We start from the raw sequence: 22,335 nt of genomic DNA, 5'->3' as shown, positions 1-22,335 counted from the left end.
GTACAAACTGATACATACCGATGATTTGTTGGGAATTCTCTGCATTGATGGCACGCTGATAGATGCCCATGATTTGGGATAATTATCTGCGTCCATCTCCGTTGTCAAAAGCAAATTGCTGATTTGCGCGGATATGCACCAATGATTTGGGATAATTATCTGCGTTTGCTTGCAGTTCAAAATCCGAAATCCACAATTCACCAAGGGTCATGGGTTCTGAAAATTTCTCACACGATACACTAGCAGAACAGCTGCTGGAACTAGCCATCAAATCGGGAGCGGAAGCCGCTGAGGTGTATCAGTCGCACTCGCTTTCTCGTCCGGTATTTTTTGAGGCTAACCGACTCAAACAGCTAGAAACCAGCCAATCTGAAGGTACAACGCTGCGGTTATGGCGCAATGGTCGCCCTGGACTGACGGTAGCTTATGGTGATGTGTCGCCACAGGCTATGGTAGAACGGGCTTTGGCTTTGAGTGAACTAAATCAACCGGAAACAATCGAGTTAGTAACTAACTCGAAGCCTGCTTACCCAGATGTGGGGAAAAGTGTACCAATAGAAGTTTTAGTCAACTGGGGCAAAGAAGCGATCGCCATTATCCGCAATACTTACCCAGATGTACTATGTAATAGTGACTGGGAATGTGATGTGGAAACTACTAGACTTGTGAATAGTCAAGGTCTAGATTGTCACTACACTGATACTACCCTTAGCTGTTATATGTCAGCCGAATGGGTGCGGGGTGATGATTTTTTAAGTGTTTCCGATGGTCAAACCCAACGCAATACCCTAGACCCAGAAAAGTTAGCTTATCAAATTTTACAGAGGCTAGTCTGGGCGCAAGAAAATGTTGCACCGCCTAATGGACGTGTGCCGGTTTTATTTACTTCTAAAGCGGCTGATATGCTGTGGGGAACTGCTCAAGCTGCTTTAAACGGGAAACGTGTCTTAGAAGCGGCTTCTCCTTGGGCGGAACGGATGGGTAAACAAGTGGTTTCACCTAGTTTGACACTTTATCAAGACCCGGAAGCAGGCCCTTACAGTTGCCCATTTGATGATGAAGGCACGCCGACAAAGGCTTTAGTGTTTGTCAAAGATGGTATATTACAGCATTTTTATGGCGATCGCACCACAGGCCGTCAACTCGGTAGCGGTTCCACTGGTAATGGTTTTCGTCCCGGTTTAGGTAGCTATCCTTCCCCTGGGTTGTTTAATTTCTTGATTCAACCCAGTACAACTCCACTACGAGATTTAATTCGCAAATTAGATAATGGTCTAATTGTTGATCAAATGTTAGGTGGTAGTGGGGGGATTTCGGGAGATTTTTCCATCAATATTGATTTGGGCTACCGTGTACAGAACGGTCAAGTTACTGGCCGTGTGAAAGACACAATGGTTGCGGGTAATGTTTACACAGCCCTCAAACAAGTCGTAGAATTAGGTAATGATGCGGATTGGAATGGTTCTTGTTATACCCCATCTTTAATAGTTGAAGGACTATCTACTACCAGTAGAAATTATTAAGTGTAGTCGAAGGCAGTCCCGATGAAACAAGTTTCATCGCCAAGCATGAAAGTGGGACTAGCATTTTTACTCAGCACTCAGCACTTTGCTATAAACAGCCAAAATTATGAACTTTGCCACTAGCATAAATGATGCTCTCCAACTGGATAGAATTGTATTTCTGGGTCGTACTTTATCGGAGTATGTGAAATTTTTTGACCTAGATTTATCGCAGTGGCAAACAGCGAAAATTTTAGATTGTCCGGCTGGCGCAGCTTCCTTTGTGGCGGAACTGCATCAAATGGGTATTGATGCTGTAGCTTGTGACATTGTGTTTAATTTCGATGCAACAACTTTGCAAGCTAAAGGACAAGCCGATTTAGCTCATGTTATGGAAAGATTAGTTGATGTCACCCATAACTATAATTGGGATTTTTATCAAAATATTGCCAAGTTAACTGAATATCGCCAGATAGCATTAGAAAAATTTTTGGCAGATTATCCCAATGGTCGCCAAGCCGGACGGTACATTCACACTGTATTACCAAAATTACCCTTTGGCGATCGCAGCTTTGATTTGGTATTAAGTGCTAATTTGTTGTTTCTCTACAGTGACTGCTTGGATTATGCTTTTCACTGGCAAACAATTTTAGAACTTTATCGAGTTTGCTCTCAAGAAGTCAGAATTTACCCCTTGCAGGGTAAAGATGCTCAAACATATCCTTTGTTAAATAATTTACTTCATGATTTAAATCATGCGGGAATTGCCGCAGAAGTTGTCAATGTACCTTGGGAATTTCTCAAAGGTAGCAATCAAATGTTGCGTTTGTGGCGGCGCGGAAGTAAAAAGTAAAAAGTAAAAAGTAAAAAAGCTTATAAGTCGCTAATATAGATTTTGCGATTATATTTGCTTTGATTGTGCTGAACCGACCTTTACCTGAACGTTCACAAATTCGCAGGCGCTTACCGAATCAGCGTTGGCAAATTTACCCACAAAAAACAGATTTAGCTGAAAAACTGGCAGTTTCTATCAATCTTTCTCCCATCATCAGCCAGTTATTAATTAATCGTGGCATTGAAACACCAGCACAAGCACAAGCATTTTTAGAACCAGAATCAATAGTTTTACCTCCGCCTTTAGAAGAGTTTCCTGATTTGGCGATGAGTGTGGAATTACTGCACGAGGCGATCGCATCTCAAAGTAAAATCGCTATCTGTGGCGACTATGATGCAGATGGTATGACTAGCACTGCATTATTATTGCGGAGTCTCCGAGCTTTGGGCGCACAGGTAGATTATGCTATCCCTAGTCGGATGCACGAAGGTTACGGTATCAACAAACGCATCGTTGAAGAATTTCACAGCGAAGGTGTCAAACTCATTCTCACCGTTGATAATGGGATATCTGCTTATGAACCCATCGCTAGAGCTAGAGAACTCGGCGTAAAAGTTATTGTCACCGACCACCACGACATCCCGCAACAATTACCCCCAGCCGATGCTATCCTCAACCCCAAACTCATCGCCGAATCTTCACCTTATCGTGGTGTGGCTGGTGTGGGTGTAGCCTATATTCTGGCAGTTTGTCTTGCACAACAGCTAGGCGAAACAAAAGGTTTAATTCAGCCAATGCTAGAATTATTCACCCTAGGAACCATTGCAGATTTAGCGCCTTTAACTGGTGTAAATCGCCGTTGGGTAAAACGCGGTTTGAAGCATTTGCCTAAATCTAAGTTACCAGGAGTACAAGCATTAATTCAAATCGCCGGAGTGCAAGCGAAGGAGGCAGGGAGGCAGGGGGGCAGGGGGGCAGGGGAGAAAAATTCTTCTAAGTCACTCAAACCAGAAGATATCGGCTTTCGTCTCGGCCCCCGGATTAATGCAGTTGGACGCATTGGTGATCCGCAGACGGTGATTGATTTGCTGACTACCGATGATATGGGAGTTGCACTGACAAGAGCAATGCAGTGTGAGCAAACCAACACCAGTCGTCAGCAAATGTGCGAGGAAATTGAACAAGAAGCGATCGCTTATGTAGAATCAGAATTTATCGCCTCTTTACCACAAGACCGAGTGTTAGTAGTTATCCAATCTGAATGGCATCATGGTGTAATTGGGATTGTCGCCTCTCGCTTGGTGGAACGTTATGGTGTACCTGTATTTATTGGGACTTATGAAGATGAAACACATATCCGTGGTTCGGCGCGGGGAATCCCTGAGTTTCATGTGTTTGAAGCCTTGGAATATTGTCGGGATTTGTTAGGTAAATTCGGCGGTCACAAAGCGGCGGGTGGATTTTCTTTACCAGCAGAAAATTTAGAATTGGTGCGATCGCGTTTAATTGATTTTGCTAACCAGTGTCTAGAACCGCAACACCTCAAACCACTGCTCAAAATTGATGCTCAAGCCAACTTTAATCAAATCAATCACCAACTTTTCCAGCAATTAAATGCGTTGCATCCTTGCGGTATCGATAACCCCGATCCAGTTTTTTGGACACCAAACGTCCAAGTTATCGAACAGCAAACCATCGGCAAAGGTCATATTAAAGCGACATTAGCGCAAACTATTGATAACAAGCAATATACAATTAAGGCGATCGCTTGGCGTTGGCGTGATTATTATCCTCTACCACAACGAGTTGATATTGCTTACAAGTTACGCGAAAACACTTTTAACGGCAATACTACCATCGAGTTAGAATTAGTCGGCGTGAGATTAACAAAAGCCTCATCTCAAATCTTTTACACCTCGTTACCAAACCCACTCCGAGCCACATTTCAACACAATCAACGGCAGTATACTTGTGGCATCTATCAAAATAATTCTTTCCCAGAACTCAGAATCAAAAATCCTGAAGGTAAAATCTTAGTTATGCAGCCAGAACGCACAATTGGCTTATTGGGAATCAGTCGTGAAGCGGCAATAGAGGTTGATGTCACTCAACCACAGTATGATTCCATTATTCAAGCAGCGTTGCAAGCATTATCATACATAAATGCTGAGTTATGAATACTGATGTTTCACTCAGCACTCAGCACTCAGCACTTTACACTCTTACAGGTTGCCGTTGCGAAAAGCCAAGACAAAAATTACAGCAGGGCCAGCAATGACAATTAATGCAACAGAAAGCAGTTGGAAAATAACTTCCCAGTTGATGCTGGTGAAAGTGCTAATAATACCGTCTAACATTTTTTCTCTTTCCTCCCAATTGTCTTAAAAAGTTCGATAATCAATCAGTTGCAAAACCCGCAATTGATCATATCCGGGAACGGTGTGTGATTTTTAATTTACTTAACAAAATTATAGGAAAAAACACAAAATGGCAAACTGGCAATGTGTCAAGCAATGTGGAGCCTGCTGTAATCTCGACCCTAACGACCGTCCCGACTTAGATGAATATCTCACGCCGGAAGAGTTGAAACTGTACCTGAGTATGGTAGGCGAAGACGGTTGGTGTATTAATTTCGACCATACCACGAGAGAATGCCAGATTTACCCCAATCGTCCGCGTTTTTGCCGGGTAGAAGCAGAAGCATTTCAAGATATGTATGGGATTGAGCCAGAAGAACTGAATGATTTTGCCATAGATTGCTGTCGCCAACAGATTGAAGGGGTATATGGCGATCGCTCTTTAGAAATGCTACGCTTCGACAAAGCTGTGGGAATTTAAACTTATGTGAACTTGATTCTAATCTACAACATCTTTTGTAGGTTGGGTGGAGGCGCACCAGAAATATTCGCAGCAACATGGTAAATGTATATCGCGCCGTAACCCAACACCCAATCATGATGTTTTGAGAAAATATTGTGGAATTTTACTGTTTGAATTGAGATATTTTGCTAGTTGAAAGTTTTGCAGTTTTTTCATAACTTCGTTCTATCCAATCTACGGATGAGGCGATCGTACTCTGTTATTGAACGGGAGTATTTAATGGTTAGTTTCTCATTCCAGACCGATGAAGACACTGTGCGCTTATTTCAAATAGTTATCTGGTGTCTCAAGAAATACTTTTTTCATACAGATGACTCAGCCGTAGGAATTGTAAACAGCTACTATGAAAAAAATTTAAAAATACATGATGATGATTTTTACCACCATGAAATGCCATTTAGAGTAGCACTAAGAATTCATTACTTTGAAGTTTTGAAAGGAGACGCTAATAAATTCCATGACTGGATACAAGAATCTCATTATAATTATTCCCCTAGAGAAGCAATTGATTACTTTAAAAAGCATTATTTTGTGAAAAATTAATATGAGATATTGTAATTTATCTAGATTGAAAACTTTTATATTTCCCCAAGTTCCTGCAAATAAGACGGTCTTGGTGTAAGTTGTCTAATCAGTGCAGCGTCAGCAGTCCAAAACTCAGCAGATGTCATCTCAGCACAAGCGAGAAATGCGGCATCATAAAGAGTTGATAATTGGTATTTCTCCGCAATTTCCCAACTTTTTAACCGAATTGTTTCTTCTTCAAGATAATCAATCGGAAGTTCGCAGAAGTCTTCAAAAAAACCTAGTGCTTCCTCTGCGGTAATGAATCCCATTCGTGTTTTCTTACGTAATACAGAACCAACCTCTGCCCAAGCAAAAGCGGGAGCTACTAAGCGGATATTCAAGCTTAACGCTTCTGCTATTAACGTTATTGCTTGTGCTTGATTAGCTTCTGGGACAAGGTAGGGAATCCAAACACTAGTATCTATACACAAAACTCTAGTCACATCGCCCCTTATCCTCTCTCAGGCTGCGAATCAAATCTGTAGAGGCTGGTTGTATACCTGTTTTGGCTTTGACGATTTCGCTACGGGCGAGAATTCGTTGATGTGCAGCCCATCCGCGCCGGCGTTTTACCTCTCGTTCTAAAGCCTCAACTATTAAATCATTGAACGATTCCCCATCATCTTTGAGTTTTCTGGCTTTGGCAAGTAATTCAGAGGGAAAACGGATTGTTAAAGCTTCACGTTCCATAACATTTATTGCAACCAATTAATGGTATCACTTCTTGTAACTATTTTACTGTTGCCATATATTCAAGCAAAATAGTTGCAATTTATGACAACAATCTGAGAAAATGAGAAGAATATGAAAAACTCCTAGTAACAAAAATACTGCCTGTGAAACTTGACACTGCACCTGTGGTAATTTCTGCGAAAGACCTACCAGAATTAAAAGAAAACAATAAATCTCAACTGGATATTGCAACTATTGAGCCTCTGCAACCTGTAATCACTGAAATTCCCAAAAAGCGGGAATCAGCGTTTGTTGTTTTCAGCACAACATTCGTGACGATATTCCTCGCAGAAATTGGGGATAAAACCCAGCTATCCACTTTATTAATGAGTGCAGAATCTCACGCACCTTGGGTAGTGTTTCTAGGGTCTGCGGCTGCATTAATCAGCACCAGTTTACTAGGTGTACTTTTGGGAAGTTGGATATCTAGCCGCCTCAGTCCCAAAACTGTAGAAAAATCAGCCGGAGTTATGTTGCTGTTAATTTCCGTCATGCTGTTTTGGGATGTATTGCAAGGTTAATTCCTATACTCCCCACTTCCCATTCCCTACTCCCCTTAACATTATGGATTGGCATCTTTTAGGACTAAGCTTTATTACAGTTTTTTTATCAGAATTAGGTGACAAAAGCCAGTTAGCTGCGATCGCACTTTCTAGTCGTGGTCAATCTCAAAAAGCTATCTTTTTTGGTACAGCAGGCGCGTTGTTATTAACTAGCCTTTTAGGCTCATTGGCTGGTGGTGCAGTTGCAGAGTTATTACCCACTCGGATATTAAAAGCGATCGCGGCTGTAGGTTTTGCGATTCTGGCTGCAAGATTATTATTTTTTAACCATGAAGAATCAGCCGAATCGGAATAAACATTCTCCGGTTATTTACCTCATTTAGTTGCAACCTGCTGTAAATTTTAACTAAAAAATGAGAACCCCAGTTTTTTAAAAAAGCTGGGGTTTTTTCACCTTCAATTTTCACTGACGGATTAGTTTTTCAATTCAAAGACAATATTGAAGTGAGTTTCTTACTCCCAATTCCCTATCATTCAGCCTGCATCCGCCAGCATTGGCCTAACAATATTCCGCCGATTAGCAGCTTGACTGCATCTAACACCCAGTAACCACCATGTAATAAATCCATTGCTGCGGGAATTGTGGATGTTGCAAACAAATTGAGATGAACTCCAGCAGCGCACATATTGGGAGTTAAAAAATAAGTTTCTAGTAGAGATACTGTGAGCAGAATAACAGCAAACACAATAGTATTGGGATGCCAGTTATGTTGAGTTTTACTTAAAGCCAATACACCAGTTAAAACGATCGCCGCAGATAACAATTCTATGCGATTAAAATTCCAGAAAATTGCGTAGCCTGCTGTAGTAAAACTACCTTCGTTCATCATGCCAGAAAAATAAAGCGTAGGCATTATTACCCAATCTAAAATCAGACTAGCACTTAACCAAAAACCCAAGGTCAACATAATGGCGGGTTGCCAAATTGACCGCTTGAATGCAAATGTAGAAAGTGTATTCATAATACGAAATAATTGCTGTGCTTTTACTCTTAGTTTCTAACTTTAAGAGTAACTTTGACAACAAATATCAATTAAATTTTGCAAAATAGTATTAACTAAGAGCAGAAATAAGTAACAAAGATGTAATAAAAACCTCTATCGTTGTGCTTGTTTAATACTGAAGATGATGGAAATAATACAGGCAAGACGCACTCAACTTACAATATTAATTAAGTAACCATCCCAAAAATTTATGCGTCCTAGAGTATTGTTGGGTGCAGCGATCGCCAGCATAACCTTAATCAAGGGCTATCTGCTGCCAAGTTACGCCATTCAATTACAAGATGGCACAGTGTATTTTGCACAACCACCCCGTTTAGTTAATGCCATCACTACTTATAAGGAGATTTACGCCTGGGGTGCGACATATTACTTTACAATCAGTTTGCCAGAAAATGCAGGTGAACCACTACAACGCCTAGCAATTAATCAGCATGAAGGTGTAGACAATATTACTTTTGATTTAAACGATAGTGTGGCTTTTGAAGGTAAACCTTCTGGTAAAGGACAAAAGGTAGCATTACAAACTGTAACAACTGATAGCAAAACCAGAACAGTCACTCTGACATTTGAGCCGCCAGTGTCTCCCGGTAAAACCATTACCATTGGTTTAAAACCCTGGCAAAATCCCCGCAGTAGTGGTGTTTATCTGTTTGGAGTCACGGCTTTTCCTACAGGTGAAAAATCCCACGGACAATTTTTAGGTTATGGCAGATTACACTTTTACAATAGCGGTGACTCAGTTTGGCGGCCTGGTTTCTGGCGCTAGAAAATCGTTATCAATTAATAAATAAGCTTGATAATTTACGTTTAATTTACCAGCGATCGCCATCAGATATCTTTTGTGATTATGGAGGGCGATCGCTTTGATGAAGAGTGCTGAGTTGAAAGTGCTGAGTGCTGAGTTAAAAGACCGCCCACAATTCATCGTGGTATCAACCTTCTCCTGATTATAAGATTCCGCTTAACGTCGGGCGGGGCATTTACCGAGTGCGAAAGTGCTTCCTTCCTCTTTTTCTTACTCAGCACTCAGCACTCAGTACTAAGTACGGTAAAATAACAGACATTATCCGGCGTAAATCATTTAAATAATGACGAGATTTATTCATGATCAATTCTCCAAAGACTATTTAGAAGAACTCCTCAAACCATTCGGACAAGTCCAAGCACCAAGCCGAGTCGCAGCCGAAGTGCGAGAAATCGATGTGTTATTTACACCAATTCCCAACCAAACAGCTAATCTAGCCACATTGGGATTATTAGGAAAAATGGCAACAACACCAGCCATCTTTGAACCCTTTCGCAACCCAGTATCCATCGAAGAAATTAAAGATTGTCTATCAAAATCATTAGAAATAAACAAGGCAATTCAGCGAGAAGCAAATCGCAGCAAAAGCAAAATCTCAGACTTAGAAATTCCTCAACAATGGATACTCACACCCACTGCATCAGAAACAATTCTTGCTGGTTTTGGTGCAGTTCTCAAATCAGATTGGGTGGAGGGAGTATACTTTTTACCTGAATATTTGCGAACAGCTATAGTCGTAATTCATCAGTTACCACCTATTCCCGAAACACTATGGCTGAGAATCCTGGGGCGTGGTAAAGTACAGCAACGAGCGATTGATGAATTAACCGCACTACCAGCAAATCACCCCTTTCAGAGAGTAACGCTAGAATTACTTTATAGCCTGCAACAAAATTTGCGAATCAACCAGAATATCGAAACAGATGATCGGGAGTTAGTGATGAGATTAGCACCACTGTATCAGGAAGATAGAGAACGCGCTAGACAAGAAGGTTTACAAGAAGGTGTACAGCAAGGAGAGCAACAACTAATTCTGCGGCTGTTAAATCGGCGGCTGGGAGAAGTCGAGATATCTTTCACCGAGCAAATTAAAAGATTATCTATTGAACAATTAGAATCTCTGGGAGAAGCATTATTAGATTTTGTCACAGTAGCAGATTTAGAAGCTTGGTTAAGCCAACACAAAGATACAACGAATCAGTAAATTAATGACACAATAAATTTGATAATTTCAGTTTAATTGACCAGCGATTTTAATACCATTTCTTTATGAATATGTAATTAATGCCTGATTGTAGAGATGTTGTATACAACGTCTCTACAGTTTTTAATAGCAGTCCTATTTGATATATAGGACTGCTACATAGAGTGTATCTGCTCATATTATACAGATAATTTTACTTTTCATTAAATGTCCAAACGCCGTCATCCCAATCGAAATCAGTTGGGGGTGATTGTAGCCAATGCTGACAACGCAAAAGATGTAACATTGCGGCTTTATCTTGGTTGTCAAATGCTAAAACCTTGGCAAATTCAGCCCTCGCATAAGTGAACTGACGCTTGAGATAATACTCACGTCCTTTGTGATAATGTTCAATAACTTGCAATTTTTCACTGGGAATCGGGTCAGAACGTAAACCCACTAATTCATAGATAGATACTGGTTCGTTTCTACCTTTGACGCGAATGTAATCTAATTCTCGCGCCCAAATATATTCTTGGCAAGGTTTAAAGGTATTGTCACTCAAAATAATATCGCAACCATATTGTTTGCTGACACTTTCTAAGCGAGAACCAAGGTTAACACCATCACCAATGGCGGTAAATTCCATCCGCTTACTTGAACCGATATTGCCACTAATAACTGTATCGGAATTAATGCCAATGCCAATATTAATTCTTGGTTTATTTGCGGCGTAACGACGTTGGTTAAATTCGTGCAGCCGATGACGCATTTCTATGGATGTTTGTACCGCCATCCAAGCATGTTCTTCTAAAGGTAGAGGTGAACCAAACACAGCCATAATGGCATCACCGATGTATTTATCAAGTGTGCCTTTATGTTTAAATACGGCTTCTACCATTGATTCAAAATATTCATTTAGCATACTCACCACTTCTTCTGCTTCCAAGTTTTCTGTCAAAGTGGTGTAGCCGCGAATATCAGAGAACAAGATGGAAACTTCTTTGCGATCGCCTCCTAATTTGGCATCATCTAACTTGAGTAATTCTTCCGCTAATTCCTGAGTCATGTAGCGGTACATGGTACTCTTGAGGCGTTTCTCATCACTAATATCTTCCATAACCACCAACGCACCCCGGACTTGCTGTTGGTCGTTGACATCGGCTATGGAGTTAATTGATAAATTAATACTGTGTTGTTCTTGTTCTGTACCAGTGCTGATGAGCGTGCGGTCTGGATAATATTGCTGACGGCGTTTGATATCATCTCCGTGTAAAGCGTCTTGAAACCATTTGCTAAAGTCGCCTTCTTTAATGGCGATCGCTTCATCAATTGATTTCCCTTCTAGACGTTCTTCGGCTTCTACACCTAGCAAGCGTTTCGCACTTTCATTGGCAGCAATAATACAACCTGATTTATCGGTAGAAATGACACCATTAGAAAGACTCCGCAAAATATCTCGCTGCATTTGTTCTTGTTGCTTAACTGTGGCAAACAATTGAGCATTTTGCAGCGCCACCCCCGCTTGAATGTTAAAAGCTTCCATAAAATCTTCGTCGTTGCGGTCAAAGCTGGCTTGGAAGCATTCTGGCGCTTTTGGCCAAGTAGCAGGATTATACGGCGGAAATTCACCCGATTTCTTTTTGTTTACCAACTGTGTAACACCAATCAATTGTTGATCGGCGTTAAACACTGGCATACACAATAAGCTACAGGTACGGTAGCCATTTTGTTGGTCAAGTTTTTTGGCAGTTTCTGAGTCGGGATTATCGTACAAATCAAAGGGAATATTTAGGGTTTTGCCAGATGCAGCCACTATCCCTGCAAAACCTTTACCGATGGGTACACGCAATTCTCTTTTTGTCCCGTCATCTTGAGTAATTTTCGTCCATAATTCATGGCGATCGCGGTCGATTAACCACAAGGTACTGCGATCGGCGTTCATCAGTTCCTTGGCTTCGTCCATTACCCGCTTCAGGGTATCTTCTAAATCCAGACTGCTTTGACTCAAAGATTTGATGGCTTTCATCAACGCCGCCGCCGCTCTTTGTTTTTGCGTCGCCATATAAAAAGAGCGCGAAGATTCTAAAATCAGGCGAATTGAAGGCGCAAATTCTTGAAATAACTGTTCGTCGCTATGGGTAAAACCTACGGTATCAATTCGCTCTGCTAATGGGGCGTTGATATCGTGGATAGACTTTAATTTGTTCAGTAACTGCACTACTGCTACTAACTGCCCTTGTTCATTTAACAGTGGCAAAGCCAGCATTGTATAGGTACGGTAGCCGGTCACTTTTTCTTGGGCTTGGGCAAAGATTGACCGGGGGTCGCTATAAAAATCAAACGGAATATTAACTACTTGTTTGAGGGTGGCGACTTCACCCGCAATGCCTTTATCGGCTGGGATGCGAATTTCTAAGGAGCGATCGCCTTCCCCCGCAGCTACGATTGACCATAATTCTTGTTTTTCTTCATCTAACAAAAATATAGTCGTCCTGTCTGCTCCTAATAATTCCCCAGTTTTTAAGGTAATGGACTGCAACATTTCTTGCAGGATTGTCTCAAACCCGTGAGAATCCAACATTGACAGGGTTTGATGTACAATCTGTAGCTTATGCTCAACCTCAGTCACCACTTGTTTAAAAGTGTCCTGAGTCAAGGGAGCAAGAAAAGTAGAAATAGTTCCTTTTCTTCTGGCAAGAGCACCCACAGGAGCTGAATTGGGTTGTAATTGTTGATTTTCTTGGTTGTGAACACCAATAATTAAATCAGCGGTCTCCCCAACACCACGTTGATGCACTGTCATAAGTAGTTTTTTATAGCAAGAATTAGACTTTAGGAATAATTAACAATGTCATTAGTTTTATTTATGTATAGCTCAAAGCTATACAAGGATTGACATTACCCACAGTTTAATCGCTGGTTGAGCAAGCGTCATCCTGCTTTACCCCTGTCTTTGCCAATCCTAGGTTTGATGGAAGTTGGGCGTAAATAAATATAGTTCTTTTTCTGGCCATGTTCTTTGCTGAAGATACGATAGCGAATACTCAGCTGTAATTCGGAATCTTTGTGGATGAGACTAAATTCCGTCAGCTGTGATTAATCTGGCAAACAATATCTATGAGACTAGTATTTTGATAATTCCCAAAGTTTTGGCTAAACTAACAGCCCCAGTTTTTGGAAAGATGGTAGTTCCCTGTACTAATGTAATTTTATCAATTTTTAGAATTTTCTTGAGTCTGACTCAATTTTGTACAAATTGCTCAGTGGCAATGATACTTAGTTGGACAAGGTAGACTCAAATCTTATAAGTTTGGTGGCGTAAGCTATCAATGCTGCGAATTTATATAGCAATTCTAGATGATTTACAAACATCTTTCTTCCTTGTCTACCCTATCACGCCACTGAGGGAGTCGGGGAACCCTAGTCGAGCAATGGCTATTCCTTGTCTCCCTTGTCTATGTTGTCCACATATTAAAGAGGACTACTATAGGACTCATATTTGATTTATGAAAAAAACCAGTATACCCAGGTCAGGCTTTTTTCCCTACTCCCCATTCCCTACTCCCTGCCTACACAACTAGATTCAGAAATCAAATCGGATTCCCATATATATGGTTGCTATAATTGGGAAATTACATCCAATTATTAGAGATTTTTGATTTATCAAGCATAGAAACTAGCTTTGATTTTTGCAGAAATCTAGATATCTGTCAGTTGCTATAAATCTATCTTTGGATAAATGAAATTTTCATAAAATTTTCTATTAAGTTTAAAATATTTTTAATTGTTTGTTAAAGAAATATAACATTATTGAGGTCTGTAATATGCCTCTAGACTTACTTTACAGCTAGGATTTGACTCTGGGAAAGAATCTCTAGTTTAATACCGGGGTTTAAAAACTCAGGATATTAATTATTGGCTAACAAACATCACTATTTTAGGGGTTATTGTTAAAGAAATCCGGTAAATTTATCGGAATTAATGACTTAAAAAAAAGACAAAAAAATCTATTGACCCCTGAAAAATATCAGATTAACGTTATAGGTAAGTCCGGCAAAGGACGCTATAAAAGCATCAAAAAATCAGGAGATTTTTCTTATGATGATGATGATGACTGAATCCATGACTGCGGAAATGCAAACCTGTATGAACGCTTGCATGGAATGTCAGAAAATGTGTATGGAAACTATGACTTACTGCATGACTAAAGGCGGTAGGTACATGGATATGGCCATGATGGGGATGATGCGTGATTGCGCTGAGATGTGCATGATGTGTATGAACATGATGATGGGTGGTTCCGAATTTATGGGACGCACTTGTATGTTGTGTGCTGAAATGTGCGATCGCTGTGCCATGACTTGTGAAAAAATGAGCGATGATGCCAAAATGATGGAATGTGCCGCAGCTTGCCGTAAATGCGCCGAAGCCTGCCGTTCTATGCAAATGATGCCTGCTTAATTTAACTACTTCGCAGAAGTTTCTCTGCAACCTATTATTCAAACGCCCAGATTGATACAATCTGGGCGTTTGAAGTTGTTTTGAAGCAATCTCCCATCTCACCCATTTAGGTGAAGGCGGTTAAAATTACTAGAGACTAGTATTAAGGAACGTTAATTAATCTCTAACAGCGTTCTCAATAGCGATTCCCTAGCCTCAAAGTATAGATTAGACCGTGATTATGAACACTTACATAGAAGTTCCCGTGATTGGTAAAGTTTATCACCCATATCGCTGGCTAATTGGGTTGATAGCCACGGGTGCTGTTGTGGTAGGTGTTGCGACTACAGTCAATATGGTGAATCGGGGAGCCAGTGAACAAGATATTACACAACTAACTGTACCCGTAGAAGCAAAAAATGTAACTTTAAAAATTACAGCCAGTGGTAAGGTTGTACCTGTGCAGAGTGTGAATATCAGTCCGAAAAATCCTGGGGTGCTGGCAGAATTATATGTGGAACAAGGCGATCGCGTACAACAAAATCAAGTTATCGCCCGGATGGATATAGGCGATTTACAAGCCCAAATTCTGCAATATCGAGCTAACTTAGCCCAAGCCCAGGCGCAGTTAGATGAAGCTTTAGCAGGGAATCGTCCCCAAGAAATTACTCAAGCCAGGGCGCGGTTGCGACAAGCCGAAGCCCAATTAGCCCAAGCGCGTGCAGGGAATCGTCCCCAAGAAATTTCTCAAGTGCAAGCCCAAGTAGATGCAGCCCAAGCCAGAGTAAATTACACCACTGAACAAGTCAAACGTTACCAATATCTTTATCAACAAGGCGCAGAAAAAAAGCAGTCACTAGATCAAGCAGTTAGTGAAGATAAATCTGCAAAAGCTAATTTAGAAGAAGCGCGTCGGCGGTTATCACTGATGGAAAGTGGTTCTCGCAGTGAAGAAATTGACTTGAAAGAAGCTGCTGTCACTGAAGCCAGAGCCGCTTTAGTTTTATTAGAAAATGGTACACGTAAAGAAGAAATTGCCCAACGCCAAGCCGCCGTCAAAGCCGCCCAAGCACAGTTAGCGGCTGCTAACGTCAAAATGGAAGAAACGGTAATTCGCGCCCCCTTTGCGGGGATTGTGACACAAAAATATGCCAACATTGGTGCATTTGTGACACCAACTACCTCTGCTTCTAGCAGTGCATCAGCAACTTCTAGTTCGATTGTGGCGGTTGCTAAGGGGTTGGAAGTACTAGCACAAATCCCCGAAGCCGATATTGGACGAGTGAAAGTAGGACAGGAAGTCGAAATTGTGGCTGATGCTTATCCAGATCAAGTATTTAAAGGTAATGTACGCTTGATTGCACCAGAAGCAGTTGTAGAACAAGGTGTAACATCCTTTCAGATGCGGGTAGCTTTGGAGACAGGCATAGATAAACTACGTTCTGGGTTAAATGTCGATTTGACTTTTTTAGGCGATCGCGTCAGCAACGCCTTAGTATTACCCACAGTAGCCATTGTCACCGAAAAAGGTAAAACTGGTGTCTTGGTTCCCGATGCCAAAAATCAACCCCAGTTCCGAGAAATCACCACAGGCGCACAAATTCAAGACCAAACTCAAGTTTTGACAGGGGTAGAAGCAGGCGATCGCGTGTTTGTGGACTTACCCAAGGACTATAAAATCAAGAAGGCGCAAGAGCAGCAAAACCAATGAACTTCTTAGAAAGCGTACAAATGGCAGGTAAAACCCTGCTGGCGAATAAGTTGCGTAGCGCCCTCACAATGCTGGGTATAGTGATTGGTAACGCTTCGGTAATTGCCATGATAGGCATCGGGGAAGGTGGACAGAGATACATTGCGAAAGAATTAGAATCTTTGGGGCCGAATGTGTTATTTGTCATTCCCGGTAATCAAGAAACTGAGCGAATTTCCCGTGATACGCCGAAAACTTTAGTTTTAGAAGATGCTACAGCGATCGCTACTCAAGTCCCCACCATAGCAGATGTAACAGCAGAGTTAAATAGTCGGCAGGTGGTGACAGTAAGTAATAAAAACACCGATGTCAACATTATTGGTACAACTCCTAGCTTTTTGACAGTGCGCGACTTTACCACCGATAAAGGGCGGTTCTTTTCGGAAGTTGATATGAAACGCAGTAACCAAGTCGTGGTGTTGGGGGCAAAATTAGCCCAAAGACTTTTCGCCAATAGTAACCCTGTGGGACAGCAGTTACGCATCAACAATACTAGTTTTCGCGTGATTGGGGTATTAGTTTCCAAAGGTTCAAATTTGGGTGTTGATTATGATGATGCGGCTTTAATCCCAGTAATTACAATGGCAAATCGCATTGTCGGACGCACTTCTCCTTATGGATTAGAGTTAACTTACATTGTCGCCTCAGCGAAGAACGCCAATAGTGTAGATGCAGCCGTTTTTCAAATTACCAATTTGCTGCGCCAACGCCACAAAATCATCGGTGAAGATGACTTTACTATCCGCACCCAAAAAGACGCTTTGCAAACTGTCGGACAAATCACAGGTGCATTAACAATTATGCTGGCGGCGATCGCGGGTATTTCCCTATTCGTCGGTGGTATCGGTATCATGAATATCATGTTGGTTTCTGTCACCGAGCGTACCCAAGAAATCGGACTACGAAAAGCCATTGGCGCAACCGAGCAAGATATATTGCTTCAGTTCATGATTGAAGCTGTGATTGTGTCGGCAATTGGCGGTGTATTGGGAACTGCCGTTGGTGTCAGTGGAATTATGATCGTTGCTAGTCTGACACCCCTAGAAGCAGGTATTTCTCCTGTAGCTATTACTACCGCCGTTGGTGTCTCTGGTGCGATCGGTTTATTCTTTGGTGTCGTTCCCGCCCGTCGTGCAGCTAAACTCGACCCGATTGTAGCCTTGCGGAGTGCTTAGAAAGTGCTGAGTGCTGAGAGGGGGGAGACAAGGGAGAAGGGGGAGACAAGGGAGCAATTTTTCTCCCTTGTCTCCCTTGTACACCTGTCAGGCAGGGAGCAGGGAGTATCCACTTTTGGAAGAAATATCAGGCGATTGGAAATCGCGGCTATGCGGACTATCTTGAAACCCGCGCAGGCGGGTTTAGTTTGTATAGCCCCAGACTTCAGTCTGTTCGCGTAGCGTGCGCCTTAGCGCAGGGCTATGTGCTGAAAGTGGATGCACCCCGGAAGCATGGGAGCAGAGAAGAGTGAGAAGAGTGTTTGTTGTTGCATCACCCGTTGAGATTTCGGCTCAAAGGCTAGGGGTACAGTCATGGCAATGGAGTTAACCATATTTAGCCACAATACTTGTAAAGATAAAATAGGCAATTCTCTGGCAAATAAGACGCTAATTAAAATCGTCATTGATTCACCACCATTAACAGGTAGGATGAAGGCGATCGCTTTCAATAAATTACGATACACAGTCCGCCCTTCTTCTACCGCCGCTTCTATCGAGGCGAAATTATCATCAGTCAAAATCATGTCTGAGGCTTCTTTGGCGACTTCTGTACCCGCACCCCCCATTGCAATGCCAATGTCTGCTTGTTTCAAGGCTGGTGCGTCGTTCACACCATCTCCCGTCATCGCCACTATTTCGCCTTTTGATTGCAAGGCTTCGACGAGGCGGAGTTTCTGTTCTGGCGCAACACGGGCAAATACTGAACCATCTTCTATCGCAGTAGCAAGTTCTGATTGATCCATTTGGGCAAGTTGACTACCCGTAAATGCCAAAACTTCACCATTTTTATTAAAGCCCATGCGCTGGGCGATCGCTCTTGCTGTTACTGCATGGTCACCCGTAATCATTTTGACTTGAATACCTGCGCTCTGACAGGCTTCTATCGCCTTAATCGCCTCTGCTCTTGGCGGAGATCAATCATTCCTTGCAATCCCAAAAATACCAAATCCTGCTCGATATCTGCATGGTCGAGGGTATCTTGAGTTGCTGAGACAGATTTTTTCGCCAACGCCAGCACCCGTAAACCCAGGTTCGCCATCACATCAACTTCTTGATGTATTGTGTCTGCATCAACAGAGGTTTTGTTACCCTCCACGTCTAACATCTGCTGACAACGTTTGAGAATGGCTTCTACCGAACCCTTAACATAGATGGTTTTTTGGGAGGGAACTTGTACCTTTTGACCGTTGCGGAGGATAGTTGCATTGGTTTGGACTGAAGAAGCTAAAGCTGCGATCGCACTTTCGGCTTTTGATTCTTGAATAAAACCTATAATGGCGTTAATCAAAGTTACGCCCCAAATTACCCCAGTATTTACCCACTGTCCAATTAACGCTTTAATTGCACCTGCAATCAGCAAAATATATAGTAATGGTTGATTAAATTGCAATAAGAATCTGATTATTATTCTTTTAGAAGATGTTTGAAAAGTATTAAATATTTCAACTGAACCCCCCTAACTCCTCAGGGCTGTTTCATTTTCTAGAGAAAATAAGTTTAGCACAGGGTATTAGAGGGGCAGGGAGACTCTGCCCTCTACGACTAACCTAAATTCAAACGAAAAAATAAGACTTCCAGATTTTTCTTCTCAGAATGAAACAGCCCTGCCCTAACTCCTTAAAAATGGGGGATTTAGGGGGATATATAAAGTATTTGATGTATCATTTTTTATTTCCTTATCCCGAATTTCTCACGTATGGGTAGGGAGTGTGGGGAGTGTGGGGGGAAAGATTTCTTCACCATCCTCCCACCCCTCCCACACCTCCCACCCTTCCCACACCCCTGGATTTCTCTCTTGTGAGAAATCCAGGCTTATACTTTTCTATGAGAGCCTTGGCTTTGTAGTCTGCCAAAAGTGGTAAATTGAAGAGTATTTTTCACAAAGCGATCGCCAGGAGTTTGACATCCTACTCAGGAACAGGTTCAACTATTGACCGTCTAGAGGGACAATAAAAGTCAAGACTTAGGAGTAGTAGCTCATGGTTAATTAATGCAAAACTCTCCGGATAGCTTTTCTTGCTCCCGTATGCTTACCCTTTTCATTCTGGGGTGACGTGGTTAACATGGGTTGAACATATTTTTAATGATTCAACTTTATGCCTAGAACACCGAATGAGTACGCTGTACACCTGTTGCTGGAAACTGGTCATCGTGAAGAAGTGCGGTTTCCAACTATTCAAGAATTTCAAAAATGGTATAGTGGCGAACTAGTACCCAAGTCTACCTCGAATGATTTTATCAGTGTACCGATCAAGAATATTCAGGGAGAGTATATGGTTGTCCGCCCATCTCGGATTGTAGCAATCCGGGTAGAACCACTGTTTAGTTCTAGTGTTGAAAGATTCGACTAAATCATGAGAAAAACCCTTGCTTTGGCTTCTTTGAGTCTAGGAATTGCCCTTGTTAACACAATTTGGCCAGCTGTTGCTCAAGTTCCGACGACGATACCATTACCTGTACCATTACCTACACAGCCAAGCACTCCCCCTGAGTTACAATTACCACTCCAACCTGTAGAAATTAGTAATACTTGTACTCCTGTATCTACTTGTTTGGGATGGGATGAGCAAATTTTTGGTAGTCCAGGCAAAAGTGGCGATCGCAAAGCTCTTTTAGCTGCCATTGACAATAGTTTAAGTTATTTGGCAAGAGATAGTGCGATCGCCGCCTATCAAGATTATCCGGTGCCAGGAATTACCCGCGATCGCGTGCGGCGCAGTTTACTGCGTTTCCGGCAATTAGTCGCAACAGCCAAATCTGCCAGTCAACTCAGAACTGCCGTTCAGCGAGAGTTTGTGTTTTACAAGTCCGTTGGCAATGATGGCAAGGGTACTGTTAAATTTACTGCTTACTATGAGCCTATTTATCAGGCCAGTCGCGTTAGAACTTCTATATATAAGTATCCCCTTTATCGACTACCGCCAAATTTTGACCAATGGGCTAAACCTCATCCAAAACGCATTGAGTTGGAAGGCAAAGATGGTTTACTGGGAAATAAAAGCCAGTTGCGCGGTTTGGAATTGTTGTGGTTCCGCGATCGTTTAGACGCATACATGGTACACATCCAAGGTTCTGCCCAAATCAGGTTAACCAATGGCAAAACTACTTCTGTTGGTTACGCTGGCGGTACTGATTATCCTTGGACTAGCATCGGCAAAGAACTCGCCAAAGATGGTAAACTGCCCCTAGAAGGCTTAACCATGCCGCGTCTCATCAGCTACTTCAGACAAAATCCCCTAGAGTTAAATAATTATTTGCCTCGCTGGGAACGCTTTGTGTTCTTTAAAGAAGCTCCAGGGAGAAAAGCCACAGGTAGTATTAATGTGCCGGTTACAGCTGAACGTTCCATTGCAACAGATAAATCTCTTATGCCGCATGGCGCACTAGCACTAATTAATGGTACATTCCCCTATCCAGCTGCTGGTGGCAAATTACAACCGCGCACTGTCAGCCGTTTTGTCCTAGACCAAGATACAGGCAGTGCGATTAAAAGCCCAGGCAGAGTAGATTATTTTATGGGAACTGGTAAACTAGCAGGCGATCGTGCTGGAATTACAGGTGGCAATGGTTCACTATATTATTTGCTACTCAAAAACTAGGGAATGAAGTCTGAAGTATGAAGTCTGAAATTTCATACTTTACACTTCATACTTCAGACTTTAGTAAGGTGGATAACCAAAATCATCTTCATCAGCGTAAATATAGGAACTAGAAACACCAGCCATAACTGGTTTACTGGTTTCTGTTCTCACTGGTTCCTTACCAAATTCTTTGTATTCTTCAAAATACTTGCAAATAATTGCCGACTCAGGCGCATCAGAAGCAATCAAGTATTGTGTTAATGTTCCCACTGTTGGATGCTTGTAATCTACAGTCGAAGCAACTAATACAGTATTCGGCTCAATACCTCTTTCTTCACACTCAATTATCGGGCAGAAAATTCCGTGTGCGTGGAACAAAGGGCCTTTTGGTGTTAATGGTTGTTTGCGATATACAGCATAAGCTTTTTCTAATTCGGCAACAAAACCACTCACCACTTTGCCTTGTTGAAACTCACAATAGGTTTTGCTGAAACTTGCTCCGGCTGCACCATTCAGGGTTAATTGTAGTGGCAAGTCATGTAAAAATTTCTTATCTTCATTTACTAAGAAAATTAAATAGCGCGTAAAAGTTTTAAACTTCAGTTTATCCGCTAAAAAAGCATCATAATTTTCTTTGAGCGTACCTAACTTCAGCCCTGTTTCGCGGTCTTTGACTGACAAAGGGCCTCGGCGCACTATCACCAAGCGCGGAGTAGTAGTCATAAAAACTGTTTCAACACCAGAGCTAAATTCATGCTCTACTTGCTGCCAATTTTCATCCGGCTGAAAACCCACAGCATTAGCATTATCTAACTTGATGGCGAGGCCATAAGTTTGCATACCATCCGTGCCGTATCGAGGATTAATCATCTGACACCAAGGGATGACTTGAGAAGGCGGTGCATTAAATTTATCGTCCTCAAAGTCGAACTTAGCAGATGCTTTCATCGTTTTGTGCTGTAGGTGTGTTTTGCTAGACAAGTTGATGGTTGTGCGCTGATGTGGGAATTGTATTTCCCATTTGTACCATTCAAATGGTACATTCTGCACATTATGAAGTAGATTTTAACAGGAGGGGCTAGAAGCTAATACAACAAGGCAAAAGGCAAAAGAAAGAATAACGATACCACAAGCCTTTTAGCAATTTCTTATGGTCTGTTTATTTACGCCGACCTGTACTAGGATGAGAAATAATCTCGCAACCAAATATAAAAAATCTTTTCCCCCTACACCCTTATACCCTGACACCCCTACACCCTGTGTCAAGTCAGAG

The 22,335-nt window shown here is 41.9% G+C and carries 22 protein-coding genes and 1 pseudogene; 14 read left to right on the top strand and 9 right to left on the bottom strand.

Translation table 11 applies throughout. The annotated features are described in order from the left end of the window. Window positions 1-82: 82 nt before the first annotated feature. Window positions 83-211: a hypothetical protein gene (locus tag H6G74_RS31455; RefSeq protein ID WP_256364362.1), complete on the bottom strand. Its 129-nt coding sequence runs from the start codon at window positions 209-211 to the stop codon at window positions 83-85. On the opposite strand from H6G74_RS31455, the gene H6G74_RS04205 reads away from it, so the two are divergent. The 3 genes from H6G74_RS04205 to recJ all read left to right on the top strand — a co-directional run bounded on the left by H6G74_RS04205 (window position 210) and on the right by recJ (window position 4,514). Continuing rightward, complete coding sequence (locus H6G74_RS04205) at window positions 210-1,523, top strand: TldD/PmbA family protein (protein WP_190966482.1); 1,314 nt, start codon at window positions 210-212, stop codon at window positions 1,521-1,523. The genes H6G74_RS31455 and H6G74_RS04205 overlap by 2 nt on opposite strands. Before the next feature lie 106 nt (window positions 1,524-1,629). Beyond that, a complete protein-coding gene (locus H6G74_RS04200) occupies window positions 1,630-2,355 on the top strand; it encodes a class I SAM-dependent methyltransferase (RefSeq protein WP_190966481.1) in 726 nt (241 codons plus the stop codon). Between the two features lie 65 nt (window positions 2,356-2,420). After that, complete coding sequence (gene recJ / locus H6G74_RS04195) at window positions 2,421-4,514, top strand: single-stranded-DNA-specific exonuclease RecJ (protein WP_190966480.1); 2,094 nt, start codon at window positions 2,421-2,423, stop codon at window positions 4,512-4,514. Window positions 4,515-4,559: 45 nt separating this feature from the next. On the opposite strand, the gene psb30 is transcribed toward recJ, so the two are convergent. Continuing rightward, window positions 4,560-4,694 carry a photosystem II reaction center protein Ycf12/Psb30 gene (gene psb30 / locus H6G74_RS04190; protein ID WP_062296431.1) on the bottom strand — a complete coding sequence of 45 codons (135 nt, stop codon included), beginning with the start codon at window positions 4,692-4,694 and terminating at the stop codon, window positions 4,560-4,562. A 130-nt stretch (window positions 4,695-4,824) separates the two neighbouring features. Here psb30 and H6G74_RS04185 point away from each other — a divergent pair, with 130 nt between their 5' ends. Continuing rightward, the gene (locus H6G74_RS04185) at window positions 4,825-5,175 is read left to right on the top strand and encodes a YkgJ family cysteine cluster protein (RefSeq protein ID WP_190966479.1); all 351 of its coding nucleotides are present in this window, start codon (window positions 4,825-4,827) and stop codon (window positions 5,173-5,175) included. 261 nt (window positions 5,176-5,436) lie between these two features. After that, the gene (locus H6G74_RS04180; protein ID WP_190966478.1) at window positions 5,437-5,760 is read left to right on the top strand and encodes a hypothetical protein; all 324 of its coding nucleotides are present in this window, start codon (window positions 5,437-5,439) and stop codon (window positions 5,758-5,760) included. Window positions 5,761-5,795: 35 nt separating this feature from the next. Here H6G74_RS04180 and H6G74_RS04175 read toward each other — a convergent pair whose 3' ends face one another. Next, a complete protein-coding gene (locus H6G74_RS04175) occupies window positions 5,796-6,227 on the bottom strand; it encodes a type II toxin-antitoxin system VapC family toxin (RefSeq protein ID WP_190966477.1) in 432 nt (143 codons plus the stop codon). Then, a complete protein-coding gene (locus H6G74_RS04170; protein WP_190966476.1) occupies window positions 6,220-6,474 on the bottom strand; it encodes a YlcI/YnfO family protein in 255 nt (84 codons plus the stop codon). The genes H6G74_RS04175 and H6G74_RS04170 overlap by 8 nt, the downstream gene beginning before the upstream one ends. 146 nt (window positions 6,475-6,620) lie before the next feature. On the opposite strand from H6G74_RS04170, the gene H6G74_RS04165 reads away from it, so the two are divergent. Beyond that, entirely contained in the window at window positions 6,621-7,037 is a 417-nt protein-coding gene (locus tag H6G74_RS04165; RefSeq protein ID WP_190966475.1) for a TMEM165/GDT1 family protein, read from the top strand. A 43-nt stretch (window positions 7,038-7,080) separates the two neighbouring features. Continuing rightward, window positions 7,081-7,374, top strand: coding sequence for a TMEM165/GDT1 family protein (locus tag H6G74_RS04160; protein WP_190966474.1), 294 nt, complete (start codon window positions 7,081-7,083; stop codon window positions 7,372-7,374). A 175-nt stretch (window positions 7,375-7,549) separates the two neighbouring features. On the opposite strand, the gene H6G74_RS04155 is transcribed toward H6G74_RS04160, so the two are convergent. Beyond that, window positions 7,550-8,041, bottom strand: coding sequence for a DUF4149 domain-containing protein (locus H6G74_RS04155; protein WP_190966473.1), 492 nt, complete (start codon window positions 8,039-8,041; stop codon window positions 7,550-7,552). 232 nt (window positions 8,042-8,273) lie between these two features. On the opposite strand from H6G74_RS04155, the gene H6G74_RS04150 reads away from it, so the two are divergent. Next, the gene (locus H6G74_RS04150) at window positions 8,274-8,849 is read left to right on the top strand and encodes a DUF2808 domain-containing protein (protein ID WP_190966472.1); all 576 of its coding nucleotides are present in this window, start codon (window positions 8,274-8,276) and stop codon (window positions 8,847-8,849) included. On the opposite strand, the gene H6G74_RS04145 is transcribed toward H6G74_RS04150, so the two are convergent. Next, window positions 8,820-9,008, bottom strand: coding sequence for a hypothetical protein (locus H6G74_RS04145; protein WP_190966471.1), 189 nt, complete (start codon window positions 9,006-9,008; stop codon window positions 8,820-8,822). The genes H6G74_RS04150 and H6G74_RS04145 overlap by 30 nt on opposite strands. Window positions 9,009-9,171: 163 nt before the next feature. Here H6G74_RS04145 and H6G74_RS04140 point away from each other — a divergent pair, with 163 nt between their 5' ends. Then, window positions 9,172-10,092 (top strand): DUF4351 domain-containing protein, encoded by a 921-nt coding sequence (locus H6G74_RS04140; RefSeq protein WP_190966470.1) that lies wholly within the window; start codon window positions 9,172-9,174, stop codon window positions 10,090-10,092. Window positions 10,093-10,285: 193 nt separating this feature from the next. Here the strand turns inward: H6G74_RS04140 and H6G74_RS04135 are convergent, their stop codons facing one another. Further along, window positions 10,286-12,877: a GAF domain-containing protein gene (locus H6G74_RS04135; protein ID WP_190966469.1), complete on the bottom strand. Its 2,592-nt coding sequence runs from the start codon at window positions 12,875-12,877 to the stop codon at window positions 10,286-10,288. Between the two features lie 1,295 nt (window positions 12,878-14,172). On the opposite strand from H6G74_RS04135, the gene H6G74_RS04130 reads away from it, so the two are divergent. From H6G74_RS04130 to H6G74_RS04120, 3 genes are all read left to right on the top strand, one after another. Then, a complete protein-coding gene (locus H6G74_RS04130) occupies window positions 14,173-14,535 on the top strand; it encodes a four-helix bundle copper-binding protein (RefSeq protein ID WP_190966468.1) in 363 nt (120 codons plus the stop codon). A 220-nt stretch (window positions 14,536-14,755) separates the two neighbouring features. After that, complete coding sequence (locus tag H6G74_RS04125; protein ID WP_190966467.1) at window positions 14,756-16,225, top strand: efflux RND transporter periplasmic adaptor subunit; 1,470 nt, start codon at window positions 14,756-14,758, stop codon at window positions 16,223-16,225. Then, a complete protein-coding gene (locus tag H6G74_RS04120) occupies window positions 16,222-17,439 on the top strand; it encodes an ABC transporter permease (RefSeq protein ID WP_190966466.1) in 1,218 nt (405 codons plus the stop codon). Before H6G74_RS04125 ends, H6G74_RS04120 begins: the two co-directional genes overlap by 4 nt. Window positions 17,440-17,744: 305 nt before the next feature. On the opposite strand, the pseudogene H6G74_RS04115 reads toward H6G74_RS04120, so the two are convergent. Next, a pseudogene (locus H6G74_RS04115) lies at window positions 17,745-18,703 on the bottom strand (HAD-IC family P-type ATPase); the annotation flags it as partial. 874 nt (window positions 18,704-19,577) lie between these two features. Here H6G74_RS04115 and H6G74_RS04110 point away from each other — a divergent pair. Beyond that, window positions 19,578-19,832 carry a hypothetical protein gene (locus H6G74_RS04110; RefSeq protein ID WP_190593265.1) on the top strand — a complete coding sequence of 85 codons (255 nt, stop codon included), beginning with the start codon at window positions 19,578-19,580 and terminating at the stop codon, window positions 19,830-19,832. 3 nt (window positions 19,833-19,835) lie between these two features. Next, on the top strand, window positions 19,836-21,080 hold the full coding sequence (gene mltA / locus H6G74_RS04105) for a murein transglycosylase A (protein WP_190966465.1): 1,245 nt from the start codon (window positions 19,836-19,838) through the stop codon (window positions 21,078-21,080). Between the two features lie 60 nt (window positions 21,081-21,140). Here mltA and H6G74_RS04100 read toward each other — a convergent pair whose 3' ends face one another. After that, entirely contained in the window at window positions 21,141-22,010 is an 870-nt protein-coding gene (locus tag H6G74_RS04100; RefSeq protein ID WP_190966464.1) for a DUF5895 domain-containing protein, read from the bottom strand. Between the last annotated feature and the right edge of the window lie 325 nt (window positions 22,011-22,335).

Origin of the sequence: Nostoc spongiaeforme FACHB-130, from assembly GCF_014698475.1 — a bacterium.
GTDB classification, from domain to species: Bacteria; Cyanobacteriota; Cyanobacteriia; order Cyanobacteriales; family Nostocaceae; genus Nostoc_B; species Nostoc_B spongiaeforme.
This window is presented reverse-complemented; position numbering and strand designations above follow the sequence as displayed.